Origin of the sequence: Terriglobus sp. ADX1, from assembly GCF_036877645.1 — a bacterium.
GTDB lineage: Bacteria > Acidobacteriota > Terriglobia > Terriglobales > Acidobacteriaceae > Terriglobus.
Genome location: NZ_JAEDXV010000010.1, coordinates 15,432 through 31,076 on the forward strand (window position 1 = coordinate 15,432; position 15,645 = coordinate 31,076).

Genomic DNA, 15,645 nt, shown 5'->3' on the forward strand with positions numbered 1-15,645 from the left:
ATAGATGCGCCGGCTTCCCATGTTTTGCTGGCTCTTCAGGGCACTGCGCTGCACAACAAGCTACTGGGTAGCTGTGGCGGAGTCGTAATCGTTTGCCATCACCACCTGCACAGAGGGCGTGGTGAGAATCTGCTGATCGAGCAGAACAAACGTACGGGCGCTGCCGCTAGGGTAGGTGGTGGAGGCGCCAGTGTACATGGGTACCGTGGTGGTGGCGACAACCGTGCCCGCAGAGACGATATACAGCGTGTAAGTGCCTGTGGGTACGTTGAGGTACGTGGGAGTGTTGCCGAAGTTCAGATTCGTCAGGATGGGATTCACCTTGTCGATCGTGGAGCCATTGGGGACAAGGTAAACATCAAGCGCGCCGGGATAGATGGCTTCGTCAAGGAAGCGCAGAGCGATTTGTCCGGTGGGTGCGGGCTGCGACTGATCCGTGAGCACCTGAGCCTGAAGCGAGGCGGCCACGCTGCTGAACAGGAGCGTGTACTGCTTACCATTCAGGAGCGAAGCACGCACAGACGAAAGAGCGGTCTTGGTGCCGGTGGCGTCCGCAGCCAAAGTGTATGTCCCCGGATTCATAGGGATGTACGAGGTGATGGTGCCGTAACCCAGGTTGTAGGTAAGGACGTTACTGCCTGCGTAGATGTCGATGCCGCCAGCGTCGGGCGTTGCGTCAATGACGCGGAGCTGCGCGGCGTTGACGCTGGTGCTGCCATTTACTCCGCATCCGCTGAGGCCCAGCAGGCAGACACTACCGCCCAATACGGCGAGGGACAGTTGCGCCATTCTGGCGAAAAAATGCTTTGTTCCGGACTGAACCGCAAAATGAATCATGAAAACAATAAAGACCGTCTGGATTTCGTCAGGATCGCCGCAACGGCAGGCACGTCTTCACTTTATCCCAAACACGCGGATGGCACACGGGTTAAAGCGGTGACATCACTCGAAATATGAAGCCCGGATTATCCGATGGGCAACTCGAGAATCTCCTGCATTGACTGGTGAAGCTGCGGAGCTGGACAGAGGGTGGCTACCTTCTCTGTTCGTATCAGGAGATAGTGCGTGTCGTTCGAATGTACATTCGGGAAGTCGATTTTTTCGCAGGGTGTCCATTCCTGCTCAAGGTCTGGAATGTACGCGCGCATTATCTTGATGCGGAGTGTGGTGAGAAATAGTGCGTCGGGTTTCAGATCCACGCATGCCTGGATACGCTGCTGTTGCGTAAGTGCCGCGAAGCTACGGCCATTGACCAGTCCATTCAAATCGCACACATTGGCCTGAGAGAAGTAGCTGATAAAGCCGATGTCGTCAGCAAGCATAACGTGGCCGTTGAGGCGGTCAAGCTGGCTGGAACGCATCTGTTGGAAGGTCTCTGCCCTCCCCAGCATTGTGCGGCTGCCGTAATAAGTGTCTAGCGGTAGAAGGCATACGATCAACAGGGCGCTGATGATGAGCGCAGCATTTTGAATGCGGGGCTGCTCGGCACCGCGCGCCAGCGTCCAGAGATTCCATGCGATGGAGAAGAGCATGGCCCAAAGGAAATAACGAACACCCTGCACGGCCTGTCCACGCATACATGACAGCGCCACCAGAATGGGGAACATGCTGTTGGCAACCAGGAGCGTGCTCTTGCCAAGGGGACCGGTGGCGCCAAAGGCAAAGACAGCCGATACCACCCAGACGATGAAAACTCCGAGGCCGAGCGCGAAGCTGCTGGCCATGAGCTGAAAGAACACCATCACGCCAGTAATGGAAGGCTTGTTGTATGCCTTTGCCAAAGCCGTGTCTGGCAGAAAGCTACCAAAGACAAGATGGATGAGTAGCATGGCGACAATCCCTCCGCACAGAATGGGGAGTGCGGTGAGAAGCGCGCGCTTGAATTGTTTGGGATATCGATGCCATTGGGCAAAGAAGATGGTTGCTGCACAGATGCCGCAAAGAGCCAGAAGTTCGATCCGAAGAAGTGTTAATGCAAGACCGCAGACGAAAAGGAGGATTGCTTTCCGGTTTTCATCGGATGAAAGGGCACTCATCGCAGCTTCTGCGGTGAGAAGGACCATAAGGCAAACGAAGCCAGACTCCATACCATCTGCCAGCCAACGAACGCCCATGGGGGAACAGAAGGCCATCATCAGGCAAAAGGCCAGTCCGCGGCTGAAATTTGTGTTCTTGTCGCGAAGTAAGAGCCGGGTCGTAAAAAACAACAGACCAATGTAAATGGCAACGGAGACTAGCTTTGCGACCAGAACACCTGGAAAAATGGCGTAAATCGCTGCAAGCAAAACCAGATAGAGCGGACTTGAAGATCCAAAGGTGTGCCGCATTCCGTCGAAGGTGACGAAATGGAAATGATCAAGATTTGCGGCATATCGAAGATGAATGAGGCTGTCATCAAGCATGGAATAGCGGGTCAGGAAGAGCCACACCGCTGCCCATAGAAGGCAGACGACGATTCCAATGCGAGCCCATGAATACCGCAAAATCGTTTTGCCTCCGTGAAAAACGTTTGGACTTTACAAGAGACGGCGCCTTCATGGGGCTCTCCGCATGGCAGACCGGAATGCTTAGTACTTAAACCTAAAGATAGTCGAAAAAATGCTGTTTCCAGTCTTTCCTCCGACTGCATGACGGGTTGTGGCCATATTTTTACCTGACCTGTGACTAACGGCTTCACTGGGAACAAGTTGGCGATCGCCATATCTTGCTAGACTGACGGCAGATGAAGCTTGCGATAAAGGTCAGCCTGCCGACTCACATACCCATGCGGTATGTGTTTTCGGTTGTGAGCGTTTTATTTGCGCTGCAGATGGTTGAGGGTACGCAGATGTATACCTCACTGGCGTATTGCGCGTTCATTGTGGTGATGACGGATGCCTTTAATGCCTGTGGGGGACTGATCTATCCCAGCGGGAGCTACATCTTTTTTGCGGGACTTCTCACGTTGATTGTTGGGGGACTCGCAAAGACGGTTCTTGGTGAACCGCTGGATTCAAATCTTCTGAATGCGCAAAAGAGCATTCTGGTTTATCTCGCGGGAGCATGCTCGCTGTGGGTTGCGGCGAAGATCAACGTGAGAATTCGCAGGAAGAAACCACTCCTTGCATCTTTTCAAATCCACGACCGGTTCATGCAGGCGTCCTTGGGAGCGGCTCTGTTGGGGCAGTTTGGCGCGATGATCATTCCCTTGGCTTACGTGACTACGTTTAACCAGGTGAATAACTTTTTGCCACTTTCCGTCCTGCTGGCGGTATACGGAAAGACGGCGGAAACGGGAGGCCGGCGGTCCTTCACTGTTCTGGCCTTTGTAGTTTGGGCATGGATGTTGTTGTATTGGGGGATATTTGCCTTTTCCAAGCAGGGCATGTTCCTTCCCTCTGTCGCCTGGGCTCTTGGAGCCACGATTGCCGGCTACTGGATGACGGGCAAACGATTAGTCTTCGTCGTTGCCTTCGCAATTACATCATCCACCTTTCTCACTCCGATTTCGCAAATTGGGCGGAACTATAAAGACGATCCGAACGCACAGGAAAAGGCATTGGACATGCTGTCTCACCCGCTGCGTACTCGGGAGGAGTACAAGGCATCGCTTGCCGATCAAATGCGAGTCGGCGCCAACGGCTACCATTGGTTCAATGAAAGCTATGGGCTATTGGATCGTTTAACGATGCTTCCAATTGACGACGCCCTCATTCATGTGACGGACCAGGGGCATTCCGCAACCATCGTGCCCATCGAGACGTATGTACTCAACATGATTCCGCGTTATCTCGTGGGTAGTAAGGAAACCTATCACTGGGGGAATTTATATGCCCACGAGATCGGAATGCTGGCTGATGAAGACTCAACCACGGGCATTTCGTTTAGTCCCTTTAGCGATGCTTATCACTGCGTGCAGTGGTGGGGAGTGACGCTTATCAGCGTTCCTATCTTTCTGATGATGTTCTTGGTCTGTGATTCCCTGACGGGAAGCACGAAGGATACGCTCTGGGCCTCGCTCTATATTCTTCAGTTCAGTCACTTCGCTCCTGAAGGCATGATGAACGCGCCCTTTGCTGCCATGAGCATCAATGTATTCATGATCGTTGTGGCGGCAGTGCTCATCACGTACATTCTCCCGGTACTAGGAAGTTTGTTGATCCCGATTCGCCGCACCATATTGCCTCTGACGTCGGTCCCCGTGCCGAGACCAGCTCCGGTCGGGCCACGTACAATCGAAGAGAAGCTATGAATAAACTGGTCGTCGGCAACCTGGTACATCGCCCCCTACGTTCTCTGATCTCTGCACTTGCTGTTGCAATTGAAGTCATCATGATCCTGTCCATTGCAGCCATCATGCTGGGCATGCTGAATGGTCAGAAGGTGCGCACCAATGGTATTGGTGGCGACATGATCGCCAAGCCTGGAACCACGTCAAATCTGATTGGTGTCAGCGGCGCGCCTGCATCGGCGAAGGTTGAAGCGGTGTTGCTGAAGCTGCCGCATGTGCAGGTGGCAGCACCGGTCTATATTCAACTCACGGCGAGCAAGTCTCTGGAGAATATCTGGGGCATTGAATATGGAAGCTTTAACGCGCTTCGTCCGTTCGTATTCACAGAAGGAGGCCCATTCACCAGCCCTGACAGCATCATTATTGATGATGTAGCGGCAAGCAGCGGAGCAGGGCTGCACGTGGGCGACCAGACGAAGCTGTTGGGGCGTACTTTTGTTGTGTCCGGCGTTGTGGAACATGGCAAGGGTGGGCGTAAGTTCATTCCGCTGGAGACGATGAATGCTATCAACGGGACGGAAAATCGTTGTAGCGTGTTCTATCTCAAAACGGATGATTCACCGAAGTGGCAGGCTGCTGTAAAGCAGGAGATCCTTACTACGGACGGCCTGCAGCAGTGGGATGTGCAGACGCTGGAGGAGTTTTTGAGCCAGTTGACGCCTGAGAAATACCCCGGCTTCAACATTGGCCTGCGTACGGTCATAGGCATTGCTGTGGTGATCGGGTTCCTGGTGATCTTCCAATCGATGTATACGGCTGTGATGGAGCGGACGCGGGAGATTGGCATTCTGAAATCTCTGGGAGCCTCACGGATGTATATCGTCGGGATTGTTCTCCGTGAGTCTTGCCTATTGGCTATCTGTGGCATTGTGTTGGGAGTTTCAGCGACGTATGGATTGCGTGCTGTTCTGCATGTGAAGGCACCGCAGCTGGAGTTTGCCGTGACGCCGGACTGGGTTCTGGCCGCCGTGATCATTGCGTTGGTAGGTGCCACACTTGGCGCTCTCTACCCGGCGCTGAAGGCTGCCGCGAAAGACCCGATTGACGCACTTTCCTATGAATAGCAAGTTCGCATTCGTCGTAGAGGTTTACTCTACGACGAATGCGTGACGATGGGATGAGAGTTCCTTGTCGTACTCGAAGTGCTTCTTCCAGCGCAGGAAGCGCGACTCAAAGTAGTCGTAGCTGATCTTGGATACGACAAAGGTGACGACGAAGTTTACGCCCAGAGCCATCACACCAGAGAGTGCGATTGAGTGGGTCTTCCGGCCGCACCATACAAGAAATCCAATCCAGAACCATCGAAACAGCAAATGGTAGATGTAAAAGCCATAGCTGTATTTACCAAGGATCTGTAACGGTTTCCACCGAAAGATGTGGAATGCGACAGACCCTTCGCGGATAGTAAGTCCGATAAGGCCCGCGCAGCCGATGGCGATGATGGTGTATCCGGGGATGAGCAGCCACGGTGAATCGTACATCGGGGATAAGAAGAAGATAGCCAAAGCCCCTGCGGTTCCAAGTGCGAACATCCACTTGCACGCGCCCTGAATGCGTGCGGCCGCGGGACCACGCAACAGGAGTGCAAGCATGCCTCCGATGAGCAGGGAATCCATGCGGAACGGGAGTGTGCGCACGATCCATCCCTCTGCCTGAGCCGCTCCCAGCCACGCGAATTCACCTGCGCGCAGGCCAATGGCGATAAGTGAAAGTGTCATGGCGGCGACGAGAATCTTCTTGCGACTGCGTAGTAGGAAGATGGCAAAAGGCCAGAGCATGTAGAACTGCTCCTCTACGCACAGCGACCAAAAGTGAGACAGCGAGACGAGCATCCATCGGCTTCGGCCAGACGGGATGACGTAAAGACTGAAGTCGTGGTTTGCGAGCCAGTTTCCCTGATAGATGAGAAACAGAAGATGCCCAGGGCGCCACTGAAGTAGAAGTATGGGCGTAAGCAGGAGCAGAACGAAGAAGACGAGATAGTAGATGGGAAAGATGCGCAGACTGCGGCGAGCAAAGAAACGCAGGAAGTAACGGCTGTCCTGCTGCGTGTCGTAAAGAATGCCGGTGATCAGAAAGCCTGAGAGAACGAAGAAGAGATCAACCCCTAGCCAGCCTCGGCTGCGAAGGATGTTGATTAAGTTCAGAATGAGTCCCCCATGGGAACCGCCACCGTAGTGTTCTGCAAAGACAGCACAGATCGCCAGCGCACGCAGACCGTCAAGGGCTGGAAAGCGGGTGCGGAAATCAATGGGTTTGAAGACTTGGTTCGCTGACAATGCCAAGAAAAATACTCCAAAGTGTTGGGGGAATTCAGCGTTAGCGTGGCGCGGTCTGTAACTTGCCTTCTACTTTAGGAGGGCGAGAGCGCGGAACGAAAGAGACAATCACGAAGGACAGGCTGCTCTAATAAGTAAAACGAGATGCAAGCCGCCACGAACACCCATGGCACCGTTGGCTAGTGAATGGATGAGCGTGTTGGCTGTGTGCGATGCCAGCCGAAAGTGAATGCCCTGCAGTGAATGGAGAGCAAGAACCATCGCGATAGAGAGTGCGCGCCAGCCGTCCAGGCTGGGGATGCCGCGTCGCGGATGAGTGACGTGCGCTTGTGGCAAGTGACGCAATCTCCCGTAGTGTGGCCGCGGCCTTTGCTGCAGCAGCGTGAGGATGTTGGGCAAGTATAGCCTAGAAGAAAGACAGATACGTTAGCCTGTCCAGCAATGCGGAAGCTGGTTGCATTAGAAAACGTAAGCTGAGGAGACGCGACGATCAAGTACGACGGGAACAAAACCACAGGCAGGACAGATAGCGGAAGAGGCATTGCGCGGCGGTTGCTGCCGGCCATTTTTCTTTTAGTCGCCGCGGTGTTCCTGATTCTCCATTTTGTGCATCTGCGCGCGGATTTTCCGAATCGTTCGCCCTGGGTGGACTGGGCGAAGTACACCGATGAAGGTTGGTATGGCGATGCAGCCATCCGGCACTATCTGCGCGGAACGTGGCGACTGCCCGGCGACTTCAATCCTGCTGCAGCGCTGCCCGTGTGGCCTCTGCTGGAGGGTGTGGTCTTTCGCTTCGCTGGCGTGGGAATTGTCGCGGCACGCGCTCTGACGGTGTTTGTCTTTGCCGGCGTATTGGTGGGTTCGTTTTGGTTGTTGCAGTATGAAGCGCGCGAGAACGAACCGAAATATTTGCGGTGGCTATTTACCTCGGCTGCTGTGTTGTTGCTGGCGACGAGTTCGTTTCTGTACGTGTTTACGCGGATGGCGATCCTGGAGCCACTGCTGGTGTTGCTAATGTTGTTGTCGTTGTTGGCAGCGAAGGCGATTCGAAGCGCCTCCACGGAAAGACAACGTGTGCTGCTGTCGGTTGTCGTGGGAATACTGGTGTCGTTAATGATTGGCACCAAGACTACTGCTGTGTTTCTGTTGCCAGCGGTAGCGTACATGTTGGCGGACGTTGCGGAGTGGCAATGGCGACGTGTGTTGCGTATTGCGGCGGTGACTAGCGGAACCGTTGCTGTGCTTTGGGGTAGTTATGTTGCGTGGCTGGTGTATCGCGGCTACTGGAATGACTTCCGCTATCTGTTTGCAGCGAATAATACGACGATTGCTGGGCTTCCTTTCTGGGAGACGGTTGGCAACACACTGAAAAACGGCATGTGGATGGGGAGTCTTCTCTATCCGTTGGCGATTGCACTCGTGGTGGTGGCAGCGTTCCATAAGAAGACGTGGCGTGACCCGTTGTTCATTTCGCTGCTGTTGTGGGTGTCGGGTTATCTCTTCTTCCTGGCCTACCACGCGAATATGCAGCCACGGTATTACGTGGTGGTGGCGGTGCCGCTGATATTGCTGATGGCTCGCGCGGCATTGCATATCGCGGCGTGGCATCCCTCGGCTTCGCTGGCGTTTGCTTCGTTGCTGGTGCTGTTGGTGGGACGCGAGGCGCATGTGACGGTGGGCTACATGCGGCATCCGGAATACACATTTCAGACGGCGGCGAACCGGATTGAGCGCATCGTTGAATCGGACCCGTCGCACAGCCATACGGTGCTGTCGATTTCGGGGAGTGACCTGTCGTTGATGACGGGCGTGCCGAGCATCTGCGACGACTTTGGCACGATGGATCTGGAAGACCGCATTGCGGCGTATAAGCCGGGGTGGTTCGTGTCCTGGAACTCCATTGAGGACGACAAGATGGAGGCGCTGAACAAGTTTTACCGGCTGACGCGGGTGGCGGAGTTTCCGGCAATGGATGATCCGGACCGGAACGTGATGATTGTGTACCGCCTGGACGCGAAGGATGGCATCGTGCCGCAGCGGAAACATAAGAAGCTAAAGGCGTTGCCGGTTTCGCCGGGATAGCGCAATTTCAGGGAGTATCTATGTTGACTCCCGTTCGGATACCGGCTATTCTAAGAACTCGCGCAGACTTGCGTCTGCATGCCTGTGTCCTGCTGTGGTTTTGCGGCTTGGGATATGGGGATGCGGAGGCGGTGACGCGGTGGATCCTTGCGGACGTCGGCTCTTGAGTGAGCCGTTGGGGGTCTTCGGAGCAGGTGGCCTGGAGCAATTCGGGCTGCGGCGGGCGAAGAGTTTCAGTTCCGGCACAGCACCCACTCGCATTCAGCGGAAATAGCCCCGAGAGGGGTTCTTTGCGTGTGCACGAGACATTGGTTGAGTTGTAGGTAGATTTACGAATTTTGCAGTAACGAAGGAAGACTCGATGTCGACGTTTGTACCCAGTTCGAAGGATTTGAACCGTAAGTGGTTCGTGGTGGACGCCAGCGGTAAGACCCTGGGCCGTCTGGCCAGCGGTGCCGCGCGCGTTCTCAGCGGCAAAAACAACACCCAGTACACCCCGTACATTGACACCGGCGATCACGTCATTGTGATCAACGCGGAGAAGATTGTACTGACGGGTCTGAAGTCGCAGCAGAAGCTGTATCGCCGTTACACGGGTTTCCCCGGCGGTCTGCGCGAAGAAGAGTTCACCAAGCTGCTGGCTCGCAAGCCGGAAGCGATTGTGGAGCAGGCTATCAAGGGCATGCTGCCGAAGAGCAAGCTGGGCCGCCAGATGGCGACCAAGCTGAAGGTCTACAAGGGTGACAAGCACCCGCACGAAGCTCAGCAGCCCCAGCCGCTGGTAGTGGCGTAACCCCGTTCGCGAAGGATAGAGAAGAGATATGGCAGATCTGGTGCAGTATTACGGAACGGGCCGCCGCAAGTCGGCGATTGCACGTGTATTTCTCCGCCCCGGCAACGGTGGCTTCACAGTCAATGGCAAGGAACTGAAGGTTTACTTCGTGACGGAGCAGCAGCGCGCTGCCGCAGTCCGCACGCTGAAGACCGCTCAGGTGGAAGGCCAGTTTGACGTTGTGACGACGGTGAAGGGCGGCGGTGTCACCGCGCAGTCTGACGCTGTGAAGATGGGCATTGCCCGCGCCCTGCTTGAGTTCAACATTGAACTCCGCAAGACGCTGAAGGCTGATGGCCTGCTGACCCGCGACGCTCGCGTGAAGGAGCGTAAGAAGTACGGTCAGAAGGGCGCCCGCAAGCGCTTCCAGTTCTCCAAGCGCTAGTCGCTGGGGTCTGGTTCAAGTCCTGCGGCGGATGGTTTGTATGATCATCCGCCGCTCTGCAGTACCACCCTCAGGAGTTCAATCTCCCAGACGAACGGGATTAATCCCGGCCTGATCCGTCGGGATGCCGCATACAAGGAGCCGATAATGGCATCGATCACAATGAAGGAACTGCTGGAAGCCGGCGTACACTTCGGCCACCAGACCAAGCGTTGGAACCCGAAGATGAAGGAATATATCTTCGGCGAGCGCAACGGCATTTACATCATCGACCTGCAGAAGACGCTGAAGATGTTCAAGGAAGCGTCGAAGTTCGTCACCGACCTGACCTCCACCGGCAAGGTGATCCTGTTCGTTGGCACCAAGCGCCAGGCTCAGGATGCGGTTGCTGAAGAGGCGAACCGCGCTGGCATGCCGTACATCAACAGCCGCTGGCTCGGTGGTCTTCTGACCAACTGGGTAACCGTGCAGAAGAGCGTAAAGCGTCTGGCTGAGCTGGACGAGATGGCCGTTGACGGCCGCTTTGAGCTGATGACGAAGAAGGAAGTCATCCGCCTGGAGCGCGAGCGCAAGGCTCTGCACACGAATCTGGCCGGTATCAAGAACATGCGTCGCCTGCCGGACGCGATCTTCGTGATCGACAGCAACAACGAAGCGATTGCCGTTTCGGAAGCTCGCAAGCTGGGCATCCCTGTTGTGGCTGTTGTGGACACGAACTGCGATCCGACCGTGGTTGACTACGTGATCCCGGGTAACGATGACGCTCTGCGCGCCATCCGCCTGTTCACGACGAAGATTGCTGACTCGGCTTACGAAGGCGTGCAGCTGATCGGCGACAAGTCGATCGCTCAGGAATACTCTGACGTGACCCCGGTTGGCACGGAATCGCACTTTGTGGGCGAGGACGAAGAGTCGCAGGAGTCCAACCCTGTCGCAACGACCGCTGTTGAGGAAGCCGAAGAAGAGACGGTTGACCTGAACGCAGCTCTGGGCGGCGGAATCCGCAAGCAGCCGACCTCTGACACCGATGCTGATGAGCCGGTGGCAGCCGAAGCAGGCGCGTAAGCTTCTCCGAACGATTTACACGGAGAGCGTGGCTGCCGCCACGCTCTTTGTGTGTGCAGTGATTGTTTCAAAACAGTAAAGGATACAAACACGATGGCTACCGAGACCGTGAAGATTGATGCAAAGCTGGTGAAGGAACTCCGCGAAAAGAGCGGCGCTCCGATGGGCGACTGCCTGAAGGCGCTTCAGGAGTCCAACGGCGACATGGAAAACGCGTTCGTTGTGCTGCGTAAGCGCGGCATGGCGTCGGCTGCGAAGAAGGCTTCGCGTACGACGAACGAAGGCGCAGTGGGCACGTACATCCACGCTGGCGGCAAGATCGGCGTGATGGTGGAACTGGCCTGCGAGAGCGACTTCGTTGCCCGTACGGAAGGCTTCCAGGAACTGCTGCGCGACATCGCGATGCACATCGCTGCTGTTGACCCGCGCTACATCGGTCGTGAAGAAGTGACTGAGGCCGACATCGAGCGCGAGAAGGAAGTGTACCGCGCCCAGGCTGCTGCCAGCGGCAAGCCGGCAAACATCATCGAGAAGATGCTCGAAGGCAAGATGGGCAAGTTCTACGAGGAAGTCTGCCTGCTTGATCAGCCGTTCATCAAGGAGCAGTCGCAGACGGTTGCCCAGATCATTGCCACGCAGGTTGGCAAGATGGGCGAAAACATTGCGGTGCGCCGCTTCGCTCGCTTCAAGATTGGCGAGCCGACGGCCACCTTCGCTCAGGCGAAGCAGGTTGTTGCTGAGGAGCCGCAGGCATAAGCCTCGACTCTAAGTCAGCAAGTCAACGAGCCCGGGCGACAGCCCGGGCTCTTTCTTTTGCGTGCAACGCGAGGAGCGCCGCGGACGCAACCCAACCCCGATTGCGCATGTGCGAGGAACAGCCGCACAACGCAATCAGAAAGGAAAGACGAGGAAGATGAAGTACATTGACGACATCCCCGTATGGGGAGTCCATGAGGACAACACGCTGGAACAGGCAAAGGTTTGCGCGCGCAGCGCGGAACGATTTGCGCTGATGGCGGACGGACACTTGGGTTATGGTGTGCCGATTGGTGGCGTGATCGCTGCAGAGTCGCGGATTTCACCCACGGCTGTTGGCTTTGACATTGCGTGCGGTAACAAGGCGGTCAGGCTGGATATGCCGGGTAGCGAACTGCGCGAGAACATTCACCGCATCATGGACGACATCTGGAACACGCTGTCGTTCGGCGTGGGACGGAAGAACAATGAGGCCAATGAACACCCTTTGCTGGGACGCAACGCGCATCCTGGATGGGACACCGAAGCTGCTGCTCCGCTGAAGCGTAAGGCAGAAGCGCAGTTGGGCACCATTGGTTCCGGCAACCACTATGTGGATCTGTTCACGGATGAGCAGGATCGCGTGTGGGTTGGAGTGCACTTTGGTTCGCGTGGTCTGGGACACGGTATCGCGACGTGGTTTCTGAAGGCTGCGGGTGCGAAAGACGGCATGATGGTCGATCCTGTGTGGCTGGACGTGCAGAGCGATCTGGGTGCGCAGTACATTGCTGCCATGCAGTTGGGTGGTGAGTACGCGTACGCAGGACGTGACTGGGTGTGCGCTCGTGTGGCTCGTCTGTTGGGTGCTGAGGTGATGGAGGAGATCCACAATCACCACAACTTCGCCTGGCATGAGCAGCACGATGGTCGCATGTTGTGGGTGTGCCGTAAGGGTGCGACTCCTGCGTTTCCGGGGCAGCGTGGATTCGTGGGCGGCACGATGGGTGAGGTTTCCGTGATTCTGGAGGGAAGCGAATCCACCGATGACGCGATTCGCGAAGCGCAGCGTGCTGCGATGTTTTCTACCGTTCATGGCGCAGGTCGTGTGATGGGAAGGAAGCAGGCGGCTGGCGTCTTCGACCGCAAGACTGGAGCGTGTAAGCGCGAAGGTCTGGTGAAGCCGGAGATGATGAACGACTGGCTGCGTCAGTCCAACGTTGTGCTGCGTGGCGGTGGACTGGATGAGTCGCCTCACTGCTACAAGCGTCTGCCGGAGGTATTGGCAGAGCAGGGTGAGACGGTTCGCGTGCTGCACACGCTGACTCCTGTGGGAGTGGCGATGGCGGGAGCGAACGAGTTCGACCCTTACAAGGACTAACGCTGAAAGGCCCGGTGAATGCCGGGCCTTTTAACGTCCCTATTCTGGTTTATGGCCGCGGGGCTTCCATGAGCCTGGTGTATGCCTGATGAGCCTGTAGCCTGGTCTGGGGATTTGCGGCGGAGTTCTCAAGCACCTGCAACTGGCGCAATGCACTGGCGCGAACTTCGGTCGCCCCTTTTTCCTGGGAAGTCGTTGCGATGGAAACCACTGCATTTACGTTCTGCGGTGTTGCGGTGGCAGGTGCCGTTAAATTCTTCACTGTCTCTGTCGAGGCTGCAACAATTTGCTGTTTTGCGCTTGGCGATACTTTGGACAGGTTTGCAATGGCCGCATTGGTATTGTTCGTCGCAGTCTGAATCGTCTGTTGCGCCTGTTCTCCGGTTTGTCTGCCCAGATTTTTTGTCGACTCAGCCGAGGATGACGCCAGCGCTGTAGTCGTGTTGTCCATGTGCTGTGTCACGTAGGCTTGCGTGCTGGTCAGGATTGGGTTCCAGAAAAAGCCGCAGGCCAGCGCAAAAATCACTGTTTTCGGCGCAGTCAGATCCGATGCCGTCAGCAGAAACACACCGAACAATGCCGCCAGTGCTCCCAGCGCAACCTCGCCCGCCAGATCCAGGGGAAGCGCTACCTTGGCGAATGGGCCGATCATGAGCAGACGCGAAAACAGAAACGCGCAGAAACCTCCGAAGGCTCCAATGCCTCCAAAGACAAAGAAGTTATGCAGGTCAACGCCGGATTTGGGAGAGGCTGAGGATTGGGGCAAGGGGGATCACCGTTGGAAAAGCTGGCAACACTATGCTTCACAGGGGCGGTAACTGCAACCAAAAACTTAGGCGGGGATGCGTGCGTGTCGCTCTCACGCCAGGAGTCGAAGTGACAAGACCCAAAAAACAACAGGTGCCTGACGTGCCCTGGGATGCGTTGAAGCGAGAGGCGAAGGCTCGCTTTGGCATTACGAAGTTTCGCAGTGCGCAGCGGGAGACGTTGGAGGCGGTGATGCGTGGGCGTAGCGTGCTTGCGATTATGCCGACTGGCGCGGGTAAGTCGCTCACGTATCAGTTGCCTGCTCTGTTGTTACCGCACACGGTGGTTGTGGTTTCGCCCTTGATTGCGCTGATGCAGGATCAGCAGTGGAAGGCGGAGGGCGCAGCGATTGCGGTGCAACGCATCGACTCTACGTTAACCAAGGCGCAGAAGGCTGAGGCTGAAGCAGCATTGTTCGCAGGTAGTCCGAAGCTGCTCTATGTGACGCCGGAGCGGTTACAGAATCAAGAGTTTCTTGCGGAGTTGAGGCAGGCGGGCGTCTCACTTTTTGTCGTGGATGAGGCGCACACCGTTGCGCAGTGGGGCCATGATTTTCGACCGGCGTATTTGGGGTTGCGGTATGCGCGTGAGGCGCTGGGAAATCCGCCGGTGTTGGCCTTGACGGCAACTGCGACGGAAGAGGTGATGCAGGAAATCCTGGAGCGATTGAACGCGAAGGATGCAGTGGTAATCAACGCTGGAAGCGATCGCACGAACCTGTTTCTTGCGGTGCATCCCACGGTGAATAACGATGCGAAGCTGGCGCGGCTGATGCAGATGCTGGCGAACACGGATGGCACGGGTATTGTGTACACCGCATCGGTTCGTTCGGCTAACGAACTGTATGAGCGGTTCAAGGAATCAGGAATTACCAGCGGAAAATATCACGGCAAGATGACGGCTCGCGAACGCGAACGTGCGCAGGCTGAGTTCATGAACGACACATGCCGCGTGATGGTGGCGACGAAGGCGTTTGGACTGGGGATTGATAAACCGAATATCCGGTTCGTGTTTCACTACGAATTTCCAGATTCGCTGGAGAGCTACTACCAGGAGGCCGGGCGTGCGGGGCGCGATGGCAAACCGGCACAAGCCGTGCTGCTGTATCGGTTGGAAGATCGGCGTATTCAGAGCTATTTTGCGGCGGGGCGGTATCCGCGAGCGGAAGAGTTGCGCGCCGTACTGGAGGCTCTTTCCGCAACGGATGCGGTCAGTGCGGCGGCATTGCCGGAGCGTGCGGGGATCGGGAAGCGGCGGGCTGAAGTGATTCTGTATTTGTTGCGCGAGATGAAGGTGGTGCGTCGGGGACGTGGCGGGTATGTGCTGCGGCATGCGGAGCCAATTACAGATGCGCATGTGGAGATGCTGCTTGCCAGTTATACCGAACGCTCTGGTGCGGACCGCTCGCGGTTGGACGAGATGATGCAGTATGCGGAGACGGTGCACTGCCGCATGCAGGTAATTCGTCGTTATTTCAACGAAGATGAGGGCGAGCGGTGTGGCAACTGCGATAACTGCGTGAATCGTGCGTGGGAGATGCATGAGCCAGAGGTGGCTCTGCACGGTGCAAGCGAAGACGAAGGTGTGACGCGAATTGAAACGCTGAATGGGCCGATTCTGACAACGGCCCCGGAGACCCTGCCTCAGGTTGTTCCTGCGAAGTTTCAGGAAGGGGTTGTGGTCCGGCACAAGCGGTTTGGGCGTGGCCGTGTGCGGGATGTGATGGGCGACACGGTGATGGTGCAGTTTGAGGATGGCGGGTGCAAGCGGCTGAAGGATGCGTTTTTGAATAAGGCCTGAGCAGTGAGATCT

At 56.3% G+C, this 15,645-nt stretch carries 13 protein-coding genes; 9 read left to right on the forward strand and 4 right to left on the reverse strand.

Annotation, left to right across the window (positions count from 1 at the left end; translation table 11 throughout):
* Nucleotides 1–60: 60 nt before the first annotated feature.
* Both JAO32_RS08385 and JAO32_RS08390 read right to left on the reverse strand, forming a co-directional pair.
* Nucleotides 61–789 (reverse strand): DUF4397 domain-containing protein, encoded by a 729-nt coding sequence (locus tag JAO32_RS08385; protein ID WP_334239407.1) that lies wholly within the window; start codon nt 787–789, stop codon nt 61–63.
* A gap of 176 nt (nt 790–965) precedes the next feature.
* Nucleotides 966–2,483: a hypothetical protein gene (locus JAO32_RS08390; protein ID WP_334239409.1), complete on the reverse strand. Its 1,518-nt coding sequence runs from the start codon at nt 2,481–2,483 to the stop codon at nt 966–968.
* A 239-nt stretch (nt 2,484–2,722) separates the two neighbouring features.
* On the opposite strand from JAO32_RS08390, the gene JAO32_RS08395 reads away from it, so the two are divergent.
* Together JAO32_RS08395 and JAO32_RS08400 are read left to right on the forward strand one after the other, a co-directional pair.
* Nucleotides 2,723–4,231, forward strand: a complete 1,509-nt coding sequence (locus JAO32_RS08395; protein WP_334239410.1) for a hypothetical protein — start codon at nt 2,723–2,725, stop codon at nt 4,229–4,231.
* Nucleotides 4,228–5,334: an ABC transporter permease gene (locus JAO32_RS08400; RefSeq protein WP_334239412.1), complete on the forward strand. Its 1,107-nt coding sequence runs from the start codon at nt 4,228–4,230 to the stop codon at nt 5,332–5,334. Before JAO32_RS08395 ends, JAO32_RS08400 begins: the two co-directional genes overlap by 4 nt.
* A 24-nt stretch (nt 5,335–5,358) precedes the next feature.
* On the opposite strand, the gene JAO32_RS08405 is transcribed toward JAO32_RS08400, so the two are convergent.
* Nucleotides 5,359–6,555 (reverse strand): acyltransferase family protein, encoded by a 1,197-nt coding sequence (locus JAO32_RS08405; protein WP_334239413.1) that lies wholly within the window; start codon nt 6,553–6,555, stop codon nt 5,359–5,361.
* A 546-nt stretch (nt 6,556–7,101) separates the two neighbouring features.
* On the opposite strand from JAO32_RS08405, the gene JAO32_RS08410 reads away from it, so the two are divergent.
* The 6 genes from JAO32_RS08410 to JAO32_RS08435 all read left to right on the forward strand — a co-directional run bounded on the left by JAO32_RS08410 (nt 7,102) and on the right by JAO32_RS08435 (nt 13,026).
* Nucleotides 7,102–8,631 (forward strand): ArnT family glycosyltransferase, encoded by a 1,530-nt coding sequence (locus JAO32_RS08410; RefSeq protein ID WP_334239415.1) that lies wholly within the window; start codon nt 7,102–7,104, stop codon nt 8,629–8,631.
* A gap of 361 nt (nt 8,632–8,992) precedes the next feature.
* Nucleotides 8,993–9,424, forward strand: coding sequence for a 50S ribosomal protein L13 (gene rplM, locus JAO32_RS08415; RefSeq protein ID WP_334239417.1), 432 nt, complete (start codon nt 8,993–8,995; stop codon nt 9,422–9,424).
* Between the two features lie 28 nt (nt 9,425–9,452).
* Nucleotides 9,453–9,848 (forward strand): 30S ribosomal protein S9, encoded by a 396-nt coding sequence (rpsI, locus tag JAO32_RS08420; RefSeq protein ID WP_334239419.1) that lies wholly within the window; start codon nt 9,453–9,455, stop codon nt 9,846–9,848.
* A gap of 147 nt (nt 9,849–9,995) precedes the next feature.
* Nucleotides 9,996–10,913 carry a 30S ribosomal protein S2 gene (rpsB, locus tag JAO32_RS08425; protein ID WP_334239421.1) on the forward strand — a complete coding sequence of 306 codons (918 nt, stop codon included), beginning with the start codon at nt 9,996–9,998 and terminating at the stop codon, nt 10,911–10,913.
* A 93-nt stretch (nt 10,914–11,006) separates the two neighbouring features.
* On the forward strand, nt 11,007–11,669 hold the full coding sequence (gene tsf, locus JAO32_RS08430) for a translation elongation factor Ts (RefSeq protein WP_334239423.1): 663 nt from the start codon (nt 11,007–11,009) through the stop codon (nt 11,667–11,669).
* A 157-nt stretch (nt 11,670–11,826) separates the two neighbouring features.
* Nucleotides 11,827–13,026 (forward strand): RtcB family protein, encoded by a 1,200-nt coding sequence (locus JAO32_RS08435; RefSeq protein ID WP_334239424.1) that lies wholly within the window; start codon nt 11,827–11,829, stop codon nt 13,024–13,026.
* A gap of 49 nt (nt 13,027–13,075) precedes the next feature.
* On the opposite strand, the gene JAO32_RS08440 is transcribed toward JAO32_RS08435, so the two are convergent.
* Entirely contained in the window at nt 13,076–13,792 is a 717-nt protein-coding gene (locus tag JAO32_RS08440; protein ID WP_334239427.1) for a hypothetical protein, read from the reverse strand.
* Between the two features lie 110 nt (nt 13,793–13,902).
* On the opposite strand from JAO32_RS08440, the gene JAO32_RS08445 reads away from it, so the two are divergent.
* A complete protein-coding gene (locus tag JAO32_RS08445; protein WP_334239428.1) occupies nt 13,903–15,633 on the forward strand; it encodes a RecQ family ATP-dependent DNA helicase in 1,731 nt (576 codons plus the stop codon).
* The last annotated feature ends 12 nt before the right edge of the window (nt 15,634–15,645 follow it).

Excerpts from the sequence above, each read along its gene's own strand:
- JAO32_RS08385 (WP_334239407.1), bottom strand. The coding sequence starts at position 789 with ATGGCGCAACTGTCCCTCGCCGTATTGGGCGGTAGTGTCTGCCTGCTG.
- JAO32_RS08395 (WP_334239410.1), top strand. The coding sequence starts at position 2,723 with ATGAAGCTTGCGATAAAGGTCAGCCTGCCGACTCACATACCCATGCGG.
- JAO32_RS08400 (WP_334239412.1), top strand. The coding sequence starts at position 4,228 with ATGAATAAACTGGTCGTCGGCAACCTGGTACATCGCCCCCTACGTTCT.
- rplM (WP_334239417.1), top strand. The coding sequence starts at position 8,993 with ATGTCGACGTTTGTACCCAGTTCGAAGGATTTGAACCGTAAGTGGTTC.
- rpsI (WP_334239419.1), top strand. The coding sequence starts at position 9,453 with ATGGCAGATCTGGTGCAGTATTACGGAACGGGCCGCCGCAAGTCGGCG.
- rpsB (WP_334239421.1), top strand. The coding sequence starts at position 9,996 with ATGGCATCGATCACAATGAAGGAACTGCTGGAAGCCGGCGTACACTTC.
- tsf (WP_334239423.1), top strand. The coding sequence starts at position 11,007 with ATGGCTACCGAGACCGTGAAGATTGATGCAAAGCTGGTGAAGGAACTC.
- JAO32_RS08435 (WP_334239424.1), top strand. The coding sequence starts at position 11,827 with ATGAAGTACATTGACGACATCCCCGTATGGGGAGTCCATGAGGACAAC.